At 65.3% G+C, this 21437-nt stretch carries 14 protein-coding genes; 6 read left to right on the forward strand and 8 right to left on the reverse strand.

The features are described from left to right. Window positions 1-47: 47 nt before the first annotated feature. Together DPM33_RS16360 and DPM33_RS16365 are read left to right on the forward strand one after the other, a co-directional pair. Entirely contained in the window at window positions 48-6455 is a 6408-nt protein-coding gene (locus DPM33_RS16360; RefSeq protein ID WP_112098486.1) for a kinesin, read from the forward strand. A 109-nt stretch (window positions 6456-6564) separates the two neighbouring features. Beyond that, on the forward strand, window positions 6565-6933 hold the full coding sequence (locus DPM33_RS16365) for an Imm1 family immunity protein (protein ID WP_112098487.1): 369 nt from the start codon (window positions 6565-6567) through the stop codon (window positions 6931-6933). 40 nt (window positions 6934-6973) lie between these two features. Here the strand turns inward: DPM33_RS16365 and DPM33_RS16370 are convergent, their stop codons facing one another. The 4 genes from DPM33_RS16370 to DPM33_RS16385 all read right to left on the reverse strand — a co-directional run bounded on the left by DPM33_RS16370 (window position 6974) and on the right by DPM33_RS16385 (window position 11045). Further along, entirely contained in the window at window positions 6974-7585 is a 612-nt protein-coding gene (locus DPM33_RS16370; RefSeq protein WP_425373521.1) for an ABC-type transport auxiliary lipoprotein family protein, read from the reverse strand. Window positions 7586-7655: 70 nt separating this feature from the next. After that, window positions 7656-9029 carry an MlaD family protein gene (locus tag DPM33_RS16375; protein WP_112098489.1) on the reverse strand — a complete coding sequence of 458 codons (1374 nt, stop codon included), beginning with the start codon at window positions 9027-9029 and terminating at the stop codon, window positions 7656-7658. A gap of 14 nt (window positions 9030-9043) precedes the next feature. Then, on the reverse strand, window positions 9044-9856 hold the full coding sequence (locus DPM33_RS16380) for an ABC transporter ATP-binding protein (RefSeq protein ID WP_112098490.1): 813 nt from the start codon (window positions 9854-9856) through the stop codon (window positions 9044-9046). A 1-nt stretch (window position 9857) separates the two neighbouring features. Continuing rightward, complete coding sequence (locus tag DPM33_RS16385; protein WP_112098491.1) at window positions 9858-11045, reverse strand: MlaE family ABC transporter permease; 1188 nt, start codon at window positions 11043-11045, stop codon at window positions 9858-9860. A 77-nt stretch (window positions 11046-11122) separates the two neighbouring features. Between DPM33_RS16385 and dgcA the strand changes: the two genes are divergently transcribed. Continuing rightward, window positions 11123-12106, forward strand: coding sequence for an N-acetyl-D-Glu racemase DgcA (dgcA, locus tag DPM33_RS16390; RefSeq protein ID WP_112098492.1), 984 nt, complete (start codon window positions 11123-11125; stop codon window positions 12104-12106). Here dgcA and DPM33_RS16395 read toward each other — a convergent pair. After that, a complete protein-coding gene (locus DPM33_RS16395) occupies window positions 12077-13291 on the reverse strand; it encodes an MFS transporter (RefSeq protein ID WP_112098493.1) in 1215 nt (404 codons plus the stop codon). The two genes, dgcA and DPM33_RS16395, sit on opposite strands and share 30 nt — an antisense overlap. Window positions 13292-13494: 203 nt before the next feature. Next, window positions 13495-14325 carry a UDP-2,3-diacylglucosamine diphosphatase gene (locus DPM33_RS16400; RefSeq protein ID WP_112098494.1) on the reverse strand — a complete coding sequence of 277 codons (831 nt, stop codon included), beginning with the start codon at window positions 14323-14325 and terminating at the stop codon, window positions 13495-13497. Between the two features lie 121 nt (window positions 14326-14446). Between DPM33_RS16400 and DPM33_RS16405 the strand changes: the two genes are divergently transcribed. Both DPM33_RS16405 and DPM33_RS16410 read left to right on the forward strand, forming a co-directional pair. Continuing rightward, window positions 14447-15226 (forward strand): SDR family oxidoreductase, encoded by a 780-nt coding sequence (locus DPM33_RS16405; protein ID WP_112098495.1) that lies wholly within the window; start codon window positions 14447-14449, stop codon window positions 15224-15226. Window positions 15227-15395: 169 nt separating this feature from the next. After that, complete coding sequence (locus tag DPM33_RS16410; RefSeq protein ID WP_112098496.1) at window positions 15396-17720, forward strand: NADP-dependent malic enzyme; 2325 nt, start codon at window positions 15396-15398, stop codon at window positions 17718-17720. A gap of 22 nt (window positions 17721-17742) precedes the next feature. Here DPM33_RS16410 and DPM33_RS16415 read toward each other — a convergent pair whose 3' ends face one another. Further along, window positions 17743-18366, reverse strand: coding sequence for a DUF1287 domain-containing protein (locus DPM33_RS16415; protein ID WP_425373529.1), 624 nt, complete (start codon window positions 18364-18366; stop codon window positions 17743-17745). Between the two features lie 248 nt (window positions 18367-18614). Between DPM33_RS16415 and DPM33_RS16420 the strand changes: the two genes are divergently transcribed. Continuing rightward, window positions 18615-19850: a DUF2865 domain-containing protein gene (locus tag DPM33_RS16420; protein WP_112098498.1), complete on the forward strand. Its 1236-nt coding sequence runs from the start codon at window positions 18615-18617 to the stop codon at window positions 19848-19850. On the opposite strand, the gene DPM33_RS16425 is transcribed toward DPM33_RS16420, so the two are convergent. Beyond that, window positions 19768-21141, reverse strand: a complete 1374-nt coding sequence (locus DPM33_RS16425; RefSeq protein ID WP_112098499.1) for a glutamate--tRNA ligase — start codon at window positions 21139-21141, stop codon at window positions 19768-19770. The genes DPM33_RS16420 and DPM33_RS16425 overlap by 83 nt on opposite strands. Window positions 21142-21437 lie beyond the last annotated feature (296 nt).

Below are 21437 nucleotides of genomic sequence, written 5' to 3' on the forward strand. Positions count from 1 at the left end.
GGCCACAATCATAAGTCCCGCGGCAGCTAGTACAGGGTAGCGAAGGCATGGCTAAGAAACCAACGACGACGAAGTCTCTCGACAGCGACGTGGCCGCGGAACTGGAAAAGGCGCTCGACCTTGACCTTAGTGGCGACGACGGCGGCCTCGACATGGCGGCGTCGATGGAGGACCTCGAAGCGCAGATCTCGGCGGCGGCCGACGAGCTGGCGCGCGAAGGCCGCAGCCAGAGGACGGAGCCGGCAAACGCCTCCCAGCCCGCCGCCGCCCAGCCCGCCAAAGCGCCCGCGGCCAAGCCTGCCGAATTGCGTCCTGTCGAGCCGCGCAATGCGCAGCCGGCTGGCTTCACGCCTCCCGCGGGCTTCACGCCCGCCAATGACGATCGCCAGAAGGATTACAAGACGCTGCTGCACGGCCTCAACCGCCGTGCATCGAGCACCGTCTATTGGGTGATCGCCTTCATCTCGCTGGCCTGGATTGCCGGCGCCGGCGGCCTGGCCAACCTGTTGTTCGGTTCGGGCATCTGGAAGATCCGCACCGTCGACCAGTTCTTCGCCCGTCCCGAGCTGATCGGCCTGGCGGTTGCCGCGATCATCCCGGTCATCCTGTTCTGGGCTTTCGCCGCCATGATCCGGCGCGCGCAGGAAATGCGCATCGCCGCGCAATCGATGACCGAGGTCGCCTTCCGCCTGGCGGAGCCCGAAAACCTCGCCCAGGACCGCGTCATGATGATCGGCCAGGCGGTTCGCCGCGAAGTGGCGGCGATGGGTGAAGGCATCGAGCGCACCCTGGCCCGCGCGGTCGAGCTCGAAACGCTCGTGCATGGCGAAGTCAACCAGATCGAACGTTCCTATTCCGAAAACGAGGCCCGCATCCGCTCGCTGGTCGACGGCCTCGGCAGCGAGCGCGAAGCGGTCGTCACGCATGCCGAGCGCGTGCGCGCCTCTATCGCCAGCGCCCACGAGACGCTGCGCGACGAGATCGGCGCGGCCAGCGACATCATCCGGGACTCCATCCTCAACGCGTCGACCAAGCTGTCGATGACGATCAACAATTCCGGCGACACGCTGATCGATCGCATCAATGAAAGCTCGACGTCGATCTTCGATTCCGTAGAATCGCGCCTGGACAACATCACCGACCGGCTTTCGACCTCCGGCGAGGCTTTTGCCAGCCTGCTCGACACCCGTATCGCCAAGCTGACCGACACCACGGACGGCCTTACCCGCTCGCTGACCGACCTGCTCGACGATCGCACGAATGGCATGGTCTCGCTGCTCGGCGGCGCTGCGCGCACGCTGAACTCCGAATTCGAGGCGAGCCTGAGCGGCATCGAACGCACGCTGGCCGAACGCGGCCAGGCCCTCATCAGCGAATTCCAGACCCGCGCCGAGGCGCTCGACACCGGCACGCAGAAGCTCAACGCCGCTCTCGAGGCGCGTGCCCGCCAGATCAACGAGACGATGGTGGAGCGCGCGAAGGAAATCGCGCACGCCTTCGCGGAGAGCAAGGACACGCTGTCGGCGATGATCGATCAGGGCAAGACCCAGATCGGCGCCGATATGGCCGACATCATCTCATCGACCTCCTCCATGCTCGAAGCCCGCGCCACCGACTTCGCCGGGCGCATGGAAGCGGCCCGGCATGTCGTGTCGCGCTCCTTCGATTCCGACATCCAGCGGCTCGCCAATGCCCGTGTCGGCATCGAGGAAGCCGTCGAGAGCCACAGCCGCGCGCTTTCCGACAGCCGCGAGCGCATGGCCGCCGCCATGCAGGCGGACCTGGCGAAATTCGCCGAAGGCCGCGCTGAAATCGATGCCGCCGTCACCAACCAGGTGCAGAAGCTGGCGGAAGGCCGCGGCCTGATCTCGCGCGCGCTGGAAGAAGACCTGCGCAAGGTGAACGAGTCGCGGGCCGCCATCGATGCGTCGCTGGGCAGCCATCTGGAGCAGCTCGAGGACGGCCGCAATCGACTGTCCCAGGCCTTGAACGAAGACTCCGGCAGGCTCGTCCAAGCCCGTACGATGATTGATGAAATGGTCGCCGGCCATGTCGGCAAGCTGGCCGAGGGCCGCAACATTCTGGCGCGCGCCCTGGAAGCCGATCTCGGCAAGCTTGCCAACAGCCGCACTGCGGTCGACGGCCTCGTCGCCGGTCAGGTCGAGAAGATCGCCGAAGGCCGTGCCGTGCTCGCCAAGGCGCTCGAAACCGACATCATCGGCATCAGGAACCTGATCGAGACCCACTCGACCAAGCTCGCGGAGGACCGTGGCGAACTCAGCCGCGCGCTCGAAAGCGATCTGGGCGGCATCCGCAGCCTGATCGACAGCCATGCCGGCAGGCTCGCCGACGACCGCAGCCTGCTGTCGCAGACGCTGGAGGCCGATCTTAACAAGCTGGCCGAAAGCCGCGCCTCGATCGACGGCCTCGTCGCCGGTCAGGTCGAGAAGCTCGCCGAAGGCCGCGATATTCTCAAGCGCGCCCTGGAAGCCGATCTCAACACCGTCAGGGGTGCCATTGCGGGACACTCGGACAGGGTGCTGGAGGATCGCGCCCAGCTGTCGAAGGCTCTGGACGCCGACCTGCAGGCGGTCAGTGGTGCCGTTGCCGATCATCAGAACAAGCTGGCGCAGGACCGCTCGGCGCTCTCGAGAGCTCTTGAGGATGACCTTCAGAATGTCAGCGGCGCCGTTGCCGAGCATCAGAGCCGGCTCGTTCAGGACCGTTCGGTGCTGTCCAAGTCGCTCGAAGACGATCTCGCCAAGCTCGCCGAAAGCCGTTCCAGCATCGACGGGCTGGTCGCCGGTCAGGTTGAGAAGCTCGCCGAAGGCCGCGACATCCTGAAGCGTGCGCTGGAAGCCGACCTCAACACCATCCAGGGCGCGATCGTCGATCATTCGCAGAAGATCACCGGCCACCGCGCCGACCTTTCGCGTGCGCTCGATGCCGATATGGCCAATGCCAGCGGCCTCATGCAGACCCATGCCGACCAGCTGTCGCAGAACCGCGCCACACTCTCCAAGGCGCTCGAAGACGACCTCGCCAAGCTCGCCGAAAGCCGTTCCAGCATCGACGGGCTGGTTGCCGGCCAGGTCGAAAAGCTCGCCGAGGGCCGCGACATCCTCAGGCGCGCGCTGGAAGCCGACCTTGCGAAGCTCGCCGAAAGCCGCGCCTCGATCGATGGCCTTGTCGCCGGCCAGGTCGAGAAGCTTTCGGAGGGCCGTGACATCCTCACGCGCGCTCTTGAAGCGGACATCGCCAAGCTGGCCGAAAGCCGCGCGGGCATTGACGGGCTCGTCGCCGGCCAGGTCGAGAAGCTCGCCGAAGGCCGCGACGTGCTCACGCGTGCCCTGGAGGCCGACCTGGCCAAGCTCGCCGAAAGCCGGTCCGGCATCGACGGGCTCGTCGCGGGCCAGGTCGAAAAGCTCGCCGAAGGCCGCGATATCCTCCGGCGCGCCCTCGAAGCGGACCTGCAGAAGCTGACGGAGAGCCGCTCCGAGATCGACGGCGTCATCGCCGGCCATGTCGGCAAGCTGTCCGAGGGCCGCAACATGCTGGCTCGCGCCCTGGAGGACGATCTCGTCAAGCTCGCAGATGCGCGCAAGGACGTCGACCGTTCGGTCTCCGGCCATATCGACCAGATCGCCGCGAGGAGCAGCGACATTTCGGCGGCCATCGCCGCCGACGTCGAGAAGATCGAGCAGGCCTTCAGCCGGCAGACCGGTGTCATCGAGGAGCGCGCCGGCACCATGGAGCGTGCGCTGTCGACAGGTGTCGACAATGTCCGCGGCGTGCTGGAAAAGACCGCCGTCTTCGTCGCGGGGGCGTTGCGCGACAGGGTCATGGAAATCACCAGCACCTTGCATGAGCAGGCCGGCGCTGCCTTCAGCGACGCCGATCGCAAGATCGCCGAGCGCGCCGAGCAGACGTCCGCCGCGCTGCTTGCCAGGGCCGAGGACATCGCCCAGGCCTTCGAGGCGGCGGACCGCCGCCTGCACGAGCGTGCCCAGGATACGTCCAACATGCTGATGGCGCGCGCCGACGACGCGTCGAACTCGCTCATGGCCCGCGCCGAGGAAACCGCCGACAAGCTGGCCACGCGCGCCGGCGAGATCGCCAACACCTTCGACGCGGCCGACCAGAAGCTGGTTGCCCGCGCCGTGGAGACCGCCCAGTCGCTAGCCTCGCGCGCCGGCGACATCCTGCGCAACTTCGAGGGCGCGGACGAGCGGCTGTCGATGCGCATCACAGAATCGGCCGAAGCGCTGGCCGCCCGTGCCTCCGATCTCGGCCGTATCTTCGACGGCGCCGACCAGCAGCTCATCGCGCGGATTGCCGAAGGTTCGGAAGCACTTTCCGCCCGGGCAGGCGAAATCGGCCGCATCTTCGACGACGCCGACAACCGCCTGGTGTCGCGCATCGCTTCGACCAGCTCGACCATCGGCGAGCATGCCGACACGATCGTCGGCGCCTTCGCCGCTACCGAGCAGCGCGTCGCCGACCGCGCCCGCCAGACCGGCCAGGAGCTCGCCGTGCATGCTCGCGAGATCGAGCAGGCGCTGGCCGGCGCCGACGAGCGGCTTGCGGCAAGCGCCGCCGCCGCCGCCGCCCGCGTCGAGGATCAGGTCGCGAGCGTCGAAAACCGCCTCGCCTACACCGCCGACACGATGGGCCAGAAGCTCAACGAGCAAGTCTCCAGCGCCGAGGCGCAGCTCATCTCGCGCGCCAATGTCATCGCCGAGACCTTCACGGCGGTCGGCCAGCATATCGGCCAGAGCACCAACGAAGCGGCGCGGACGATTGGCGCCAATACCCGCGAGCTCAACACAATGCTTGCGGCGCGCTCGGCAGAAATGGCGAAGATCCTCGACGAGACGGCCAAGCCGCTGGTCGAGCGCTTCGCCCAGGGCGGTTCGGAGCTGCAGCGCAGCATGGAAGCGGTTACCGAACGGGCGACCGAGAAGCTGCGCAGCGAAAACACCAACCTCGTCAACGCGCTTGCCAGCCGCACCGCCGAGACGCTTTCCGCCGTCGAGGGCGCGCGTTCCTCGCTGGCCGACAGCGTGGCCGACCTCATCGGCCGCATGACGACCTCCAGCGCGCAGCTCGGTCAGCTCATCGAGCAGGCCGCCGTCAACCTCGGCCAGGTCGAGGACAGGCTTACCGGCAGCACCCAGAGCTTCGCCTCCACCACGGAGAAGGCCGCCCAGACCTTCGCCAGCTCGGCGCGTTTGGTCGATTCCAACACGACGCGGCTCACCGACCTGTCGTCGGCGACGCTGCGCGAGGTGGCCTCGATCGCGACGAAGTTCGACGAGCACAGCCGGTTGCTCTCCAGTGCCTCGAATTTGCTCAGCTCAGCGCAGAGCAATCTCGAGCACACGCTGGAGCGCCAATCCTCGCTGGAAGACCTCGCCGTCGGCCTGGTCAAGAAATCGGAAGACCTCGAGAAGGTGATGCGTTCCTTCGAGAGCCTCGTCGGCCAGACGATGCAGACCGCGGAAGGCCGGACGATGGAATCGGCTGAAAAGATCCGCACCGCGATCGCCGAGGTCGTGGATTCGGCGACGCGCCGCTTTGCCGACGCGACCGAGGAGATGCGCCGCACGGCGGGTTCGATCAAGAGCGAGCTCGACCTGACCCGCGCCGAACTGAAGAAGGGCGTCATCGAGATGCCGGTCGAGGCCAAGGAATCGACCTCGGCCATCCGCCGCGCCGTCTCCGAGCAGATCAATGCGCTCAAGGAACTGTCGGATATCGTTGCGAAATCCGGTCGCAGCGGCTCGAGCGAGCAGAGCCTGCGCCCTGCTCCGCAGCAGGCGCTGGCCCGTGCCGCCGAACCGCCGCTGCGCCGCCCGCCGGCCCCGCAACCTCAGCCGCAGCCGCAACCGGTGCCTCGCGCTCCGCAGGCGCCGCTTGCCGAAACCACGCTGCGCGGCACGCTCGATCTGGAACGTCCCGCCGAAGCGCCACGCCGCGACCCGAACGGCAAGCCTGCGCAGGGCGGCTGGGTGCGCGACCTGCTGACCAACGCCTCGCGTGAGGAAGAACTGAGGCCGTCGGCGCCGGTGGAAGCGCCGCGCGCGACGCCTGCCCAGCGCTCGCCGCTGCATGTCATGGAGTCGCTCAACTCGCTCTCGGTCGACATTGCGCGGGCCATCGACCACGACGCTTCGATCGAGCTCTGGAACCGCTACCGGCGCGGCGAGCGCGACGTGTTCACGCGTCGCCTCTACACGCTGAAGGGCCAGCAGACCTTCGACGAGATCCGCCGCAAGTACCAGGCCGAGGCGGAATTCCGCGCCGCGGTCGATCGCTACTGCGAGGATTTCGAGAAGCTGCTCAAGGATGTCTCGCGCAACGACCGCGACAACATCATGGCGCAGACCTACCTGACGTCCGACACCGGCAAGGTCTACACCATGCTGGCCCACGCCAGCGGCCGCCTGCACTGAGCCTGACCCGCATGCGGGAGACATTCGTGTCTTCCCGCATGCTGACGTGGCACCCTGGGCTGATTGCCAGTTTCTGGTTGGTGTTAAGATGTAGCGGCTGGCTGACGCGATGAGAGTCACATTCAACGGCGTCGCTCAATCATACGAAGCCTTGGAAGATTTTGCTTCGGCCCTGGGTCGCTTCGAGGTGCAGCAGTTTGAACTGTTTATCTCGGCCTTAAGCGGCCAATCCATCTCTATGCTGCGACATGGCCGCAATGCGTGGCTGATGTATTTGCGCTTCGAGGGCGATCGTGGTTCGGTGACGCAAGGCACCCAACACGTGAACGCGACGTGCACCTACACGCTCGCGAATGGTCAAGTCGACGAATACCCGCTCTCGTGGTGTATCCCGATCGAGCAATGCTACGAGGCGATGGCGCACTTCTTCCGTAGCGGCGGCAGACGATACGACTTGGTGCCATGGCAGGAACCCTGACCAGCGATCGCCGAACCACAGGCGCCTGATCGCCAGACTATCAGATCGTTGAATCCGTCCAGCGGACGATGTCCTTGGCCACCTGACCGAAGGCGTTGTCCAACGCACCAACATAGGCGGCATTGCCGCTGCCGGAGACCGGCGCGCTCGCGGTGAAGCTCTTCGAGGCGCGCACCTCGCCGTTGCGGTCGTTCAGGATGCGCACGAACAGGTCGACATCGGCATGCTCGCCGCCATTGACGCGCACCTCGAAGGAGCGCACCTCGACGATGATCTGGTAGTCGATCGCAAGCCCCTCGCCCGGCTTGCCGACGCCGGCGAAGCTGCCCGAGCGCTGGAAGGTCTCGGCCAGCCTCGCCTGCACGATCAACGGCAGCCGGTCCGCCCATTGCGCGCCCTTCAGGAACTGGATCGACTGGTCCGAGGGCCTGATGACGATGTTCTGGCTGTCGAGCGCTTTGAGCGCCGACGGCTGGGCGATCAGGATCTGGCGGCGGCTGTGCACATGCGCGTCGACCGACGGCGCGGATAGCTCGAACGTGTCGAGCGGCGCCGGCTTGCCGCCCAAGGCCGCGCAACCGGCAACCGCAAGCACCAGCAGCACCGCCGCGGATGATCTCAAACTACCCGCTACCACCCTGACCGACTTCACGCGTGATCCCCGTTGTCCCCGATCAACCCGCATTCGCGGTTCATTTTCTTGGCGGTCGCGGCGGCCGAAGTCAACGCCGTGCCCTTCCGTCGAACTGCCGGACCTCGCCATCGCCGCCAGACAGGATGCGCTGCGGATTGCGGCTGAGATCGGTCACCGCTTCCTCGATGCGGTTGATCGAGCGGCGGCTGTCCTGCACCAGCGCCTCGACATTGTTGAGGCCCTGGCCGGAGAAGCGCGCCAGATTGTCTGTGATGGTGCCGAGCCGGGCATTCAGCGTATCGGCTACCTGCTTGAAGGATTTCAGCGTCTCCCTGGCATCGGCCATCACGCCGTCGGCCTCGCCGGAGCCGAGGAGCTTGTCGACCTTGGCCAGGATGCCGTCGACGCGCACCGACGCGTCGTTGAGTCGCTGCGCCAGCTGGCGGGCGTCCTTGATGGTCTGGTCTATGTCGTCGGAACGGTTGGCGATCTTGTCGGTGACTTTGGCGATGTCCGAGGCGGCTTTGTCGGCGCTGGCACTAGCCTTCTGGATGTTGGCCAAAGCGGCCTTGACATCGGCCGGATCGATGCCGTCGAGCACGCCGTCGACCTTGGCCAGCGTGCCTTGCGTCTGCTTGGCGAAATCGTTGATCGAGCCCACCGCCGTGTTGACGTTGTCGATGACGGTATCGAACTGCTTCGAGGTCTCTTTCAGGTTCGCTGTCACCGTGTCGACATTGGCCACGATGCTCTTGATCTGGTCCTTGTCGACGGAGTTGAGCAGGCCTTCGGCCGCCTTCAGCGTGCTGTCGAGCCGGCCCGAGACATTCTTCAGCTGGTCCGAAAGCGAGCTTACCGCCGTCAGGAACTTGTCGATGCCGTCGGAATTCTTGGCCAGCGCGTCGGAGAAGGTCTCGACGTTCTTGACCGTCTGCGTCAGCGGACCGCGAACGTCCTTGGTGAAGCCTTCGAGCTCGCTGAGCACCTTGTCGGCGCGCGTGAAGATGTTCTGCGCCGTCTGCAGGAGGTTGGTGACCGCGGACGGATTGGCGACGATCTCGGCGACCTTGCCTTCCTTCTCCGCCTCGTCGAGCAGCCTGGCTTCCTTCGGGTCGGCGCCCTTGAGCTCGATATTGGCCTGGCCGCTGAGGCCGGTAAGTCCGAGATCGGCCTGGGTCGATTTGGTGATCGGCGTCCAGCGCGCGACTTCGGTATCGGCAATAGCCACCGTCGGATCGTCGCCGTCGATATAGACGTTCTTCACGTCGCCCACCCGGACGCCGTTGAACAGGACCAGGCTGCCGCGGCTTAGGCCGGAAGCCGAGCCCGGGATGCGCACGCGCAGCATCGCCGTTTCGCCCTTGTCGCCGATCGCGGCGGTCCAATAGACGAAAGCAAAGGCAGCCAGGATCGCGCCCAGCGTGAAGATGCCGACAATTACGTAGTTGGCTCTTGTTTCCATCGCCCCACTTATGGCTATGCGCGCGCCGCAAGATCAAGTTGCCGGGCGCGTTTTCCGCGGAAATAGGATTTCACCCACGGCTCGTCGCTTTTCAGCATGTCGTCGATCGTTCCTTCGACCAGCACCTTCTTCTTACCAAGCACCGCCACGTGGTCGCAGGCGGTGAACAGCGTGTCGAGGTCGTGCGTGACCATATAGACGGTCAGATCCATCGTATCGCGCAGCTTGACGACCAGCTCGTCGAACTCGGCGGCGCTGATCGGATCGAGCCCCGAAGTCGGCTCGTCGAGAAAGACGATGTCGGGATCGAGCGCCAGGGCGCGCGCCAATGCCGCACGCTTGATCATGCCGCCGGAAAGCTCTGAAGGGAACTTCTGCGCGGCGTCGGGCGGCAGCCCGACCAGCTCGATCTTGAGGATGGCGAGTTCGTCCATCAGCGCCTTGGGCAGATCGAGATATTCGCGCATCGGCACCTGCACGTTCTCCAGCACCGTCAGCGCCGAAAACAGCGCGCCATGCTGGAAAAGCACACCGAGCCGCATATCGATGCGCAGGCGATCGGCGTCGCTCGCCTTGTCGACATCGACGCCGAACAGGCTGATCGTCCCCGATTGCTTCGGCATCAGCCCCAATATGGTGCGCAGCAGCACCGATTTGCCGGCGCCCGAAGCGCCGACGAAACCGAGGATTTCTCCGCGCTTGATGTCGAGCGAGAGCTTGTCGAGGATCAGCTTGTCCCCGATGGCGACGGTGACGTCGCGCACCGAAAGCACGATCTCGTCGTCGTGTGGATCCTGCCCTGCCGTCGCGCCGTTGCCGTTCGCCATCTCAGAACCCGATCGCCGCGTAGAACATGGCGAAAAGCCCGTCGAGGATGATGACGACGAAGATCGACTTCACCACCGAAGCGGTGACATGCAGGCCGAGCGATTCGGCGCTGCCGCCGACCTTCATGCCTTCGACCGACGCGATGATGCCGATGATCAGGGCCATGAAGGGCGCCTTGATCAGCCCCGCAAAGATGGTGCTGAGATCGATGGCGACGCGCAGCCGGTCGATGAACGCGGCCGGCGGGATATCGGAATAGAGCCAGGCGGCGACGATGCCGCCGCCAAGTGCTGCGAAATTGGCGATGATGGTGAGGCATGGCAGCCCGATCACCAGCGCGACAAGCCTTGGAAAGACCAGCACGCCGATCGGATTGAGGCCGATCACCTTCAGCGCGTCGACCTCCTCGCGCATTTTCATCGAGCCGATCTCGGCGGTGATGGCGCTCCCCGAACGTCCGGCGAGCATGATCGCCGTCATCAGCACGCCGAGCTCGCGCAGGATCAGCACGCCGACGAGGTCGACGACGAAGATGTTGGCGCCGAAATAGCTGAGCTGGTAGGCGCCTTGCTGGGCGACGATGGCGCCGACGATGGCCGACATCAGCACTACCACCGGGATCGCGCCGACGCCCATGCGGTCGATCTGGTTGAAGATCGCGGCCAGGTTGACCGCATGGCCACGGCCGAGCTTCATCTGCGCGCCACGGATCGTGGCGCCGAGGATGTTCATCGAGGCGAAGAAGTCGTCGCGCATCTCATAGACCCGCCGGCCAACCAACTCCAGCGCGCGCAGGATAATGTTGGGCGGCCCGGGCGGACCCGATTCGGGCTCGCGGCGGACCGCGGCGCCGACAGCGCCGAGCAGAATCGAGGCGATCTCGCTCTGCCCCTGCATATGAACCTCGACGCCCTTCTTCTCGAAGGCGCTGGCCAGCCGGTCGATCAGCCAGGCGCCGGCCGTGTCCATCTTTTCGATGTGGGAAAGGTCGAGCATGAGCTGCTTTGCGCCGCCTCTGCGCTCGATCTTGCGCATGTCGGCATCGACCAGCGCCACGGTGCGCGTCGTCCACACGCCGGAAAAGGCGCAGCCCAGCACGCCGCCTTCGTCGCCCACGGAGACGCGTGGCCGGTGCTCGCCGTTCTGGGCGGCCTCGCTGCTTGCGTCGCGTTTGCGGATGGTCAACATGGCGTCCTGTTTAGCGTGATGGGACAGGCGTGTCGATTTGCCGGCAGACCGGTGTCGCACAGCCGGAGAAGAAAATTATGGCGCGTGGCATTTCGGTCGAAATGGAGCGATTCCCGATCGCCGGCACCTTCACCATCTCGCGCGGCTCGAAAACCGAGGCCGAAGTCATCACCGTAACGATCGCTGAAGAAGGACGTTCCGGACGTGGCGAGTGCGTGCCCTACAAGCGCTATGGCGAGACCATGGAGGGGGTGCGCGCGGCCATCGAGGCCATGCACGGTCCGATCGTTGCCGGCATCGACCGGACCGCTTTGCTTGCGGCGATGCCGGCGGGCGCCGCGCGCAACGCCATCGACTGCGCGCTTTGGGACCTGGAAGCCAAGCTGACCGGCACGCCCGTCGCGGTGGCGATCGGCGCGCTTCCGGCCAGGCCGCTGGAAACCGCCTATACGCTCTCGCTCGCCGAACCGGAAGCCATGGCGGCGCAGGCGCGCGCCAACGCCATGCGGCCTCTGCTCAAGGTCAAGATCGGCGGCGACAACGACATGGCGAGGATCCGAGCCGTGACGCAAGCCGCTCCAAACAGCCGCTTCATCCTCGACGCCAATGAAGGCTGGGCCGCAGACAACATCGAAGCCAACCTCGCCTTTGCTGCCGAGCACGGCATTACGCTGATCGAGCAGCCGCTGCCGGCGGGCAAGGACGCCATCCTGAGGCAGATCCCACATCCGGTGCCGATCTGCGCCGACGAAAGCGTGCATGCGGCAAAGGACCTCGATGCCCTGGTCGGCCTCTACGACGCCGTCAACATCAAGCTCGACAAATCGGGCGGCTTGACCGAAGCGTTGAAATTGCGCGACCGCGCCCGCGAGCTGGGCTTCGGCATCATGGTGGGCTGCATGGTCGGCACCTCGCTCGCCATGGCTCCCGCGGTGCTGCTGGCCCAAGGCGCCGATTTCGTCGATCTCGACGGTCCGCTGCTGCTCGCGCGCGATCGCGAGCCCGGCCTCGTCTACCAGGGATCGCTCGTTTCACCCCCGGACAGGACGCTGTGGGGCTGAACGCGAAGCGAGCCCGATCAGCGCCATCCCGATGATGGCGATCGGGATCATCGCCCAGAAACCGTCGACGCCAAGACGCTCATAGAGCGGACCGGAAGCAAGCGTCACCGCCGCCATGAAGAAGCCGTTGAAGAAATAGGCAATGCCTTGCGCAGCGCCGGTCCGCTCCTCGGAAACCGTCTCGCCGATCATCTTCTGCAGGCCGATCAGCACCATGGCGACGGAGACCGAGTGCAGCGACTGCACGAGGAAGAAGCCGGCGACACCCAGCCCGAGCGGCCAGACCAGCGGAAAGGCGATCCAGCGCACGATGGACCCGATGCTGGCGATCACCATCACCCTCGTGACCGAGACGGAAGCGAAAATACGGTTGAAGAACAGGAACATGCAGACTTCGGATACCACGCCCCAGGCCCACAACAGGCCCACGACGGAATCGCCGATGCCGATCGACTTCCAGTAGATCGACACGAAGCCGTAGAGGTAGGCGTGACTGGCGGTGATGATGCCGACGCCGAGCGTGAAATAGAGGAAATAGGCGTTGAACAGGCTGGGCGCCTTGTGCTGGATTTCGGCGGCCGACAGCGGTGAGGCTTTGCGCGGCCGCCCCATGCGCGGCGCCCACAGCCCAGCGGCAAGAGCCGCGCCAAGCGCCACGAAGATGATCACCGGAACCGCCTGCGGGCCGGTGGCCGCCAGGATCAACCCGCCCACGACATTGGCGCAGAGATATGAGATCGAGCCCCATTTGCGCATCGCCGTGTAATTCGAACCGAAGCGGCGCACGCCAGACAGCGCCAGCGAATCGGCCATCGGCGAATGCGGCGTCCAGACAATGGTGAGAAGCAGCGACACCGCCAGCACGATCGCATAGGTGACAGGCAGGAAATAGCCGGCTGAGATCACCATCGATGCCGCGAGCAGCGCGATATAGACGGTAGCGCGGTCTTTTGCCCGGTCGGCAAGCGCGGTCAGCATCGGTGTCGTCACCACGCGCAGGAACATCGGCGCCGCCAGGATGACGGCGATCTGTTCGGCATGAAAGCCTTTCGCCTGCAGCCAAAGCGGAAAATAGGGCAGATGCGTGCCCAGCGACACGAACAAGGTCGCAAAGATCAGGCTCATGCGCAGTTCGAAATGGCTGGGCTTGACGAGTTGCTCGGGCGACAGGGGCGGCAGCGACATGAATCGATCCAATTACGCTGCATTCCAGCACCTGCAACGCGCCCCGATCCCTAACATGCGGCAAGGCGCGGCGAAACCGTCTGGACCAATCGATCGGCGGCAAAGCTGTTGAAGACGGCGGCGTAGCTCGCCCGTGATTCCACGATGTCGATGAAAGTCGGGCCAAGGAGGCCGAATTGGCCAGTCTGACGGGGCAGGCGCGTTCAGGCTGCCTGTGCCGCCCTGCCCTTGAGGTCGATGATGTCGACCGGCACCAGCACGTCAGCGTCGGCCGAAGATTCGGGCAGCACATGCGCCCAGGTCAGGATCTCCATGCGGCCGTCGAAATGCTCGACCACCGCCGTGCAGCTCTCCACCCAGTCGCCGGTGTTGATGTACTGCACCTCGCCATAATTCTCGATGGCGGCATGGTGGATATGGCCGCAGATCACGCCGTCGACATGTGAGCGCCGCGCCTCCTCGGAAAGCACGGTCTGGAACGAGCCGATGAAATTCACCGCCTTCTTCACCTTGACCTTGGCCCAGGACGAGAACGACCAGTAAGGCAGGCCGAGCAAATGGCGCAGCTTGGTCACCACCCGGTTGATCAGCATCGCCGTGTCATAGGCATAGTCGCCGAGATAGGCGAGCCAGCGCTGGTTGTGCACCACCGTGTCGAACTGGTCGCCGTGGATGACCAGCAGCCGCCGTCCGTCGGCGGTTTCGTGGATGGCGCGGTCGGCGACGACGATGCCACCGAAATGCACGCCCTGGAACTGGCGAGCGAATTCGTCGTGGTTGCCGGCGATATAGGTGATCGAGGCGCCCTTGCGCGCCTTGCGCAGCAGTTTCTGCACCACGTCGTTGTGGCTTTGCGGCCAATGCCAGCTGCGCCGCAGCCGCCAGCCGTCGACGATATCGCCGACCAGATAGATGATCTCGGCGTCGTGATAGCGCAGGAAGTCGATCAGGAAATCGGCCTTGGCCGCCTTCGAGCCGAGATGCACGTCGGAAATGAACAGGGCGCGGAAAGTGCGGGGCTCTGGGTCTGACATCGCGATTTTACCCTTTGCTTTCGCGTGCCTATGCCCCGATTCATGCAACAACCGTATGACGGTTGCGGTTGGTCCAGCCCAGGCGCTAGCTTGCGCGCAACGCATTCAGGAGAAAATCACCATGGATCTGGGCATTCGCGGCAAGAAGGCCATCGTCTGCGCCTCGAGCAAGGGACTGGGGCGCGGCTGCGCGATGGCACTGGCCGAAGCCGGCGTCGACCTCGTCGTCAACGGCCGCAACGCCGAACTCGTGGCCAAGACCGCCAAGGAGATCCGCGACCGGTTCGCGGTCAAGGTGACCGAAATCGTCGGCGACGTGTCGAAGCCCGACGTGCAGAAGGCGATCCTTGCCGCCTGCCCCGATCCGGACATTCTGGTCAACAACAATGGCGGCCCGCCGCTGCGCGATTTCCGCGAACTCGACCGCACGAAAATCCTCGAAGGCGTGACCCAGAACATGGTGACGCCGATCGAGCTCATCCAGGCGGTGATCGACGGCATGGCCAGGCGCGGCTTCGGCCGCATCGTCAACATCACCTCGCTGTCCGTCTATGTGCCGATCCCCGGCCTCGACCTGTCGTCCGGCGCGCGCGCCGGCCTGACCTCGTTCCTGGCCGGCGTGGCGCGCACCGTCATCGACCGCAACGTCACCATCAACAGCCTGCTGCCGGGCAAGCTCGACACCGACCGGCTGCGCGGTCCGCATGAGGCTGGCACCCAGGAAGACCCGGCCGCGGCCGCCGCGCGCAAGGCCCGCATCAGCGCCGACGTGCCGGCAAAACGCCTCGGCACGCCGGAAGAATTCGGCCAGATCTGCGCCTTCCTCTGCTCGGTCCATGCCGGCTACCTGACCGGCCAGAACATCCCGGTCGACGGCGGTCTCTACGTCAGCGCGTTCTGAGCACTCGGCACCGAGTGTCGGAGGAGTCGCAGAGACCCAGCGCAAAACGCTGAAATAACTCGACGATTCCTCTTTCGCCAATGTGAACGCCGCGCCCGAGATTTTGGCGTCGCCAAAACGTTGCCGCATGCTAAAAGGCTCCAAAGCAGTATCGCAGGGAGGGGCCGCAATGGACGGCGAGAGCAAGAAAACGGCCCGGTCGGACCTCGACGAGGCCGCCCTCTTCTTCCACAAGCACCCGACACCGGGAAAGCTCGAGATCCAGGCGACGAAGCCGCTCGGCAACCAGCGCGACCTGGCGCTGGCCTATTCGCCGGGTGTGGCGGCGCCCTGCCTGGAGATCCGCGACGATCCGGCCACCGCCGCCGACTACACGGCGCGCGCCAACCTCGTCGGCGTCGTCTCCAACGGTTCGGCCGTGCTCGGGCTCGGCAATATCGGCCCGCTCGCCTCCAAGCCTGTCATGGAAGGCAAGGCGGTACTGTTCAAGAAATTCGCCGGCATCGACGTCTTCGACATCGAGATCGACGCGCCCGAGATCGAGCGAATGGTCGAAACCGTCGCCGCGCTCGAGCCGACCTTCGGCGGCATCAATCTCGAGGACATCAAGGCGCCGGAATGTTTCGAGGTCGAGGAGCGGCTGAAGGCCCGCATGGGCATTCCGGTCTTCCACGACGACCAGCACGGCACGGCGATCATCGTCGCCGCCGCTGTGCTCAACGGGCTGGAACTGGCCGGCAAGGCGATTTCGGAGATCAAGATCGTCACCTCCGGCGCCGGCGCGGCCGCACTCGCCTGCCTCAACCTTCTGGTTTCGCTCGGCGCCAAGGTCGAGAACATCTGGGTCACCGACCGCTTCGGCGTCGCCCACAAGGGCCGCGTCGAGGAGATGGATCGCTGGAAAGACCCCTATGTGAAAGACACCGAGGCGCGCACGCTGGCCGACGTCATTCCCGGTGCCGATGTCTTCCTCGGCCTTTCCGCCGCCGGCGTGCTGAAGCCGGAACTTTTGGCGCATATGGCGCCGAAGCCGCTGATCCTGGCTTTGGCCAATCCCAATCCCGAGATCATGCCGGAAGCGGCACGGGCCGCGCGCCCCGACGCCATGATCTGCACCGGGCGCTCGGATTTTCCCAATCAAGTCAACAACGTACTTTGCTTTCCTTACATCTTCCGCGGCGCGCTCGATTGTGGCGCCAGCGCCATCAACGAGGGGATGAAGATGGCGGCGGTCAGGGCGATCGCCGCCCTTGCCCGCGAGGAGCCGTCGGATGTCGCGGCGCGCGCCTATTCCGGCGAGACGCCGATGTTCGGCCCCGATTTCCTGATCCCCTCGCCCTTCGATCCGCGCCTCATCCTGCGCATCGCGCCGGCAGTGGCCAAGGCTGCCTGCGACACCGGCGTCGCGACACGGCCGATCGCCGATTTCGCCGCCTATATCGACAAGCTGAACCGCTTCGTCTTCCGCTCCGGCCTGGTGATGAAGCCGGTTTTTTCCTCGGCCAAGGCTTCCAGCGCCAAGCGCGTCATTTATGCCGACGGCGAGGATGAGCGCGTGCTGCGCGCGGCACAGGTGGTGCTGGAGGAAGGCATTGCCGAGCCGACCCTGATCGGCCGACCGCATGTCGTGGAGGTCAGGCTGAAGCGTTACGGTCTGCGCATCAAGCCAGGCGTCGACTTCGCCCTGATCAATCCGGAAGACGATCCGCGCTACCGCCACTATGTCGACCTCCTGATCGAGCTTGCCGGCCGGCGCGGCGTGACGACGGAAGCCGCCCGCACCATGGTGCGCACCGACAACACGGTCATCGCGGCACTGGCGCTGAAGCGCGGCGATGCGGACGCCATGATCTGCGGCCTCGAGGGCCGCTTCGAGCGGCATCTGCGCAACGTGACGCTGATCATCGGCCCGCGCGCCGGCATCAAGGACCGGGACCTGTCGACGCTGTCGATGCTGATTTCGCAGCGCGGCATCATCTTCCTCACCGACACCCATGTCTCGGTCGACCCGACGGCGGAGGAGATCGCCGAAATGACGGTGCTGGCGGCGGAGGAAATCCAGCGCTTCGGCATCGAACCGAAGGCGGCGCTGCTGTCGCATTCGGATTTCGGCTCGCGCGATTCTCCGAGTGCGCTGAAGATGCGCCGGGCAGCGGAAATCCTCGGCAGCATCGCGCCCGATTTGCAGTGCGACGGCGAGATGCATGCCGACACGGCTCTGTCGGAGCATCTGCGCCAGCGCGTCTATCCGCACTCGCGGCTGAAGGGCGAGGCCAATCTGCTGGTCTTCCCGAACCTCGATTCGGCCAACATCACGCTGACGGCGCTGCGCGCCATGATGGATGCGCTGCATGTCGGGCCGATCCTGCTCGGCACCGACAAGCCGGCGCATATCTTGACACCGTCGGTGACCTCGCGCGGCGTCGTCAACATGACCGCGCTTGCCGTCGTCGAGGCGGCGCACAAGGCGCAGGCGCTCGTCGATCTGGGCTAGGCTTCCAGGGATGCCAACCTTCTCAGATGGGCGCGAAGCGGAAATGCCCCGCCCGCCTGAAGACATATAGCGTGTCCTCCTCGCGGGCGCCCTGGCCGATATTGTGGATGACCAGCGGCCGTTCCGGCGCCTCGGTCGAGCGATTGGTCGAGACGATGGCGATATGCGTCAGGTTGCCGGGCAGCATCTGCGTGACGAGATCGCCCGGCTGGTAATCGGCGGGGTCCTCGCTGACGGCCAGGGAAGCGCCGCGCCGTTCAAAGAACATGGCGAGATTGGGCACGCGGCGGTGATCTATGTTGGTGTCCGTCGATTTCAGGCCCCAGGCCTTCGGATAGGCGGGGAAATTGGCCGCCATGTCCTCATGCACCAGCCTTTGCAGGTCTAACCGGAAGGCGCGGCGATAGGCGCGGATCACGACATCCGTGCACACGCCCCGATCCTCAGCGACATCGCCGCCGGGATAAGCGATGCGAGTGTAAGTCGGATCATAGAGCGTGGTGACGCCGATCTGCTGGCGCGCTGCACCGACCAGCCTGCCAGGCCAGTCTGGCACGGCCCGCGGTTTCGCGGCCATGGCGGCGGGCATCACCGCGCACAAGAGGCCGAGCTGTAGTGCGGTTCGACGGGTAATCGCGGTCAACACTGGCCTCGGCATCGCTGGAGCCAGAGGATTTTCGAAGCCGAATGCGTCTTTTTTGCTCCTTTCGCGTGCAACTTTCATGCACGGGAAGATCTCGCGTGCTTTGTGCAGCGGCGCCGGCGCCGATCCGCCCGTTCTGTTCAAGGTCGCCCTTGGCTGTGATCAAGGTCGCCTTTGGCTGTAAATTGAGGAAACGGTTAACCGCGAATCCGTTAGCATCCTGGCAGACGTGCGAGCGGGGTTCTGGCAAAATGGCAGGAGGGCTTAGGCTGACCCACCTTGCGGCGCTGCTTATGGCGCTGGGGGGCTTAGCCGTCGCCGTGTCCGAACCGCAGGCGGCCTCGCGCACCTGCAGGCAGCTCGAAGCCGAACTCGCGGCAGCGCGCGGCGGCGGTGGAGGCCCCGGCCTCGTCCGCAAATATGACGACGCGATCGCGCGCCAGCGCGAGCAGCTTGCCAAGGCCCGCGGCCGGGCGAGCGATGCCAGCTGCGGCTTCACGCTGTTTTCGCGCAATGTCAGCCAATGCGCGGCGATCAATGCCTCGATCCAGCGCATGAACGCCAATCTCGACACGCTTCAGGCCAAGCGCGAGCGGCTGTCCGCAGGCGGCGGTACGCGGCGCGACCGCAGCCGTATCCTGGCGGCGCTCGATGCCAATGGCTGCCGCGGCGACGACACCCCGCCGCGCCGTGCTCCGCTTCAGGAGGCCGCTCGCGACAATGGCGTCGGCAATCTGTTCGAGCAGCTTTTCGGTCGCCAGGACCAACAGCTGGAAACGCCGGAGGCTCCCGACGGGCCTGATATGGCGGAGGTGCCGCTCGACGATCCGAGCGTTCGCAACATCCGCCGCGTCATCAACCAGCCGGACGGCATGGACCTGCCGCGCCTCGGCGGCGAGTTCCACACCATGTGCGTGCGCACCTGCGACGGCTATTTCTTCCCGATGTCCAACGCCGCTTCCGTCGGCGACTTCGAACGCGACCAGAAGAATTGTGAATCGAGCTGCCCGGGCACCGAGATGCAGGTCTTCTATACGCGCGGCATGGATGACGACGCCGGCAACATGACGTCCTCCGCCGACGGCCGCCCCTACAGCGAGCTGCCGACCGCCTATCTCTACAAGCAGGCCAATTATTCGCGGCCGCCGAGTTGCGGCTGCAACGCGCAGGCCGGCAATGGCAATTTCACCATCATCGGCGGCAACCCGCCCAATCCCGAACAATCGCAACCGGAGGGCGGGGTGGCGCCCTTCATTCCGGTGCCCGCGAACAAGCCCGACCCGGGCGCCGATCCCGAAACGCTTGCCAACGCCCAAGGCGGGCTCGACCAGGACGCGATCAAGCGCCTGACCACCAAGGTGCCGGTGTCGCCGGTCTCGATGCTGCCGCCGGATCAGCGCAAGGTCAGGGTCGTCGGGCCAGCGTTCCTTCCCGACCCATCAGCGGCAATAGATCTGAAAGCTCCGGCCCCGAAGTCCGCCCCGTGAGCGCCAGCCGCAACGGCATGAACAGCGGCTTGCCTTTGCGCCCCGTAGCTTCCTTGATCGCGCCGGTCCAGTCCTTCCAGACCGTGCCGTTCCACGGCTCCTCGGGCAGCACGTCGAACGCCTGATTGAGAAAGTCGCGGTCCTCGCCGGAAAACTCCGCAGGCTCCTGCGGGCCGTCGCTGAGGATTCGCCACCAGCCGAGCGCATCCGACAGGCGGTCGAGATTGCCGCGCACCGCCATCCAGAACGGCTCGGCCCTGTCGCCCGAGATGCCGAGCACCATCAGCCGGTCGCGCGCCTCGTCGAACGGCATGTGATGCATCAGCGTGCGGTTGAGCACGAAGAGCTCGTCCGGATCGAACTTGGAGGCGGACTTGGAGGTCGCTGCCGGATCGAAATGGCCGGCAAGCTCGGTGAGGTCGTGCGCCGCGGTGACATTCTCCGAAGTGCCGACGAGCACGGCCAGCGAGGCGACCGCCATCGGCTCGATGCCGTCCTCGCGCAGGCTTTCGATCGACAGCGCGCCGGTGCGTTTCGACAGTCCCTCGCCCGACACGGTGGTGAGCAGGTTGTGGTGGCCGAGGACCGGCGGCTCGGCCCCGAGCGCCTTGAAGATCGCAATCTGCACGCCGGTGTTGGTGACATGATCGTCGCCGCGGATGACATGGCTGACGCCCATGTCGATATCGTCGACCACCGAAGGCAGCGTGTAGAGATAGGTACCGTCCTCGCGCACCAGCACAGGATCCGACAGCGAGGCGAGATCGACGGTCTCCTCGCCGCGCACCAAATCGTTCCAATGTACTTCGGTGCGTTCCGGCTGCAGCGGATCGCTGGTGAAATTGGGCAAGAGAAAGCGCCAGTGCGGCTTGCGTCCGTCCGACTGGTATTCGGCCACCTGCTCCGGCGTCAGCGTCAGCGCCTCGCGGCCATAGACCGGTGGCAGACCGCGCGTACGGCGCACCTTGCGGCGCAGGTCGAGCTCTTCCGGCGTCTCGTAGCAGGCATAGAGCACCCGCGCCGCCTTCAGCCGTTCGACCGCCGCGTCGTAGATCTCGAAGCGGCGCGACTGGTATTCGGTGACATCCGGGAAGATGCCCAGCCAATGCAGGTCGTAAAGGATGGAATCGGCATATTCCTGCTTCGAGCGGGCGATGTCGGTGTCGTCGAAGCGCTGGATGAAGCGGCCCTTGTTGTTCATGGCGAAAAGCCAGTTGAACAGGGCCGTGCGCGCATTACCGATATGGATGCGGCCGGTCGGCGAAGGGGCAAAACGTACGGTGACTGTCATGAGCGGGGCGTAGCGGATGCTTTTGGTGTTGACAAGGCGCGCCCCCCGCGCGAACGCAACAGATAGTGCAAGCCAGCTAAAATGAAAAGCCGCCGCCCCAGCACGCTTCGCGGCAGCCTGTTAAACCGCGTCAAGAGCCTGCGAAGCCGGGCTTCTCATGTCCCCGTTATCCACATATGTGACACACAAGATGTTGGGGTCATAAAAGCTACGCAAACGAATCCTTGACGGGTCGGAACGAGTCGCCTTTTATAGGTCATGCGCTCCTGTTGCGGGCGCGACCGGAGAGTTCTGAG

Source organism: Mesorhizobium hawassense (assembly GCF_003289945.1).
Classification (GTDB): domain Bacteria; phylum Pseudomonadota; class Alphaproteobacteria; order Rhizobiales; family Rhizobiaceae; genus Mesorhizobium; species Mesorhizobium hawassense.

What these genes read in the sequence shown, in the direction of transcription:
- DPM33_RS16360 (WP_112098486.1), top strand. Translation starts at nt 48, where the DNA reads ATGGCTAAGAAACCAACGACGACGAAGTCTCTCGACAGCGACGTGGCC.
- DPM33_RS16365 (WP_112098487.1), top strand. Translation starts at nt 6,565, where the DNA reads ATGAGAGTCACATTCAACGGCGTCGCTCAATCATACGAAGCCTTGGAA.
- DPM33_RS16375 (WP_112098489.1), bottom strand. Translation starts at nt 9,029, where the DNA reads ATGGAAACAAGAGCCAACTACGTAATTGTCGGCATCTTCACGCTGGGC.
- DPM33_RS16380 (WP_112098490.1), bottom strand. Translation starts at nt 9,856, where the DNA reads ATGGCGAACGGCAACGGCGCGACGGCAGGGCAGGATCCACACGACGAC.
- DPM33_RS16385 (WP_112098491.1), bottom strand. Translation starts at nt 11,045, where the DNA reads ATGTTGACCATCCGCAAACGCGACGCAAGCAGCGAGGCCGCCCAGAAC.
- dgcA (WP_112098492.1), top strand. Translation starts at nt 11,123, where the DNA reads ATGGCGCGTGGCATTTCGGTCGAAATGGAGCGATTCCCGATCGCCGGC.
- DPM33_RS16395 (WP_112098493.1), bottom strand. Translation starts at nt 13,291, where the DNA reads ATGTCGCTGCCGCCCCTGTCGCCCGAGCAACTCGTCAAGCCCAGCCAT.
- DPM33_RS16400 (WP_112098494.1), bottom strand. Translation starts at nt 14,325, where the DNA reads ATGTCAGACCCAGAGCCCCGCACTTTCCGCGCCCTGTTCATTTCCGAC.
- DPM33_RS16405 (WP_112098495.1), top strand. Translation starts at nt 14,447, where the DNA reads ATGGATCTGGGCATTCGCGGCAAGAAGGCCATCGTCTGCGCCTCGAGC.
- DPM33_RS16410 (WP_112098496.1), top strand. Translation starts at nt 15,396, where the DNA reads ATGGACGGCGAGAGCAAGAAAACGGCCCGGTCGGACCTCGACGAGGCC.
- DPM33_RS16420 (WP_112098498.1), top strand. Translation starts at nt 18,615, where the DNA reads ATGGCAGGAGGGCTTAGGCTGACCCACCTTGCGGCGCTGCTTATGGCG.
- DPM33_RS16425 (WP_112098499.1), bottom strand. Translation starts at nt 21,141, where the DNA reads ATGACAGTCACCGTACGTTTTGCCCCTTCGCCGACCGGCCGCATCCAT.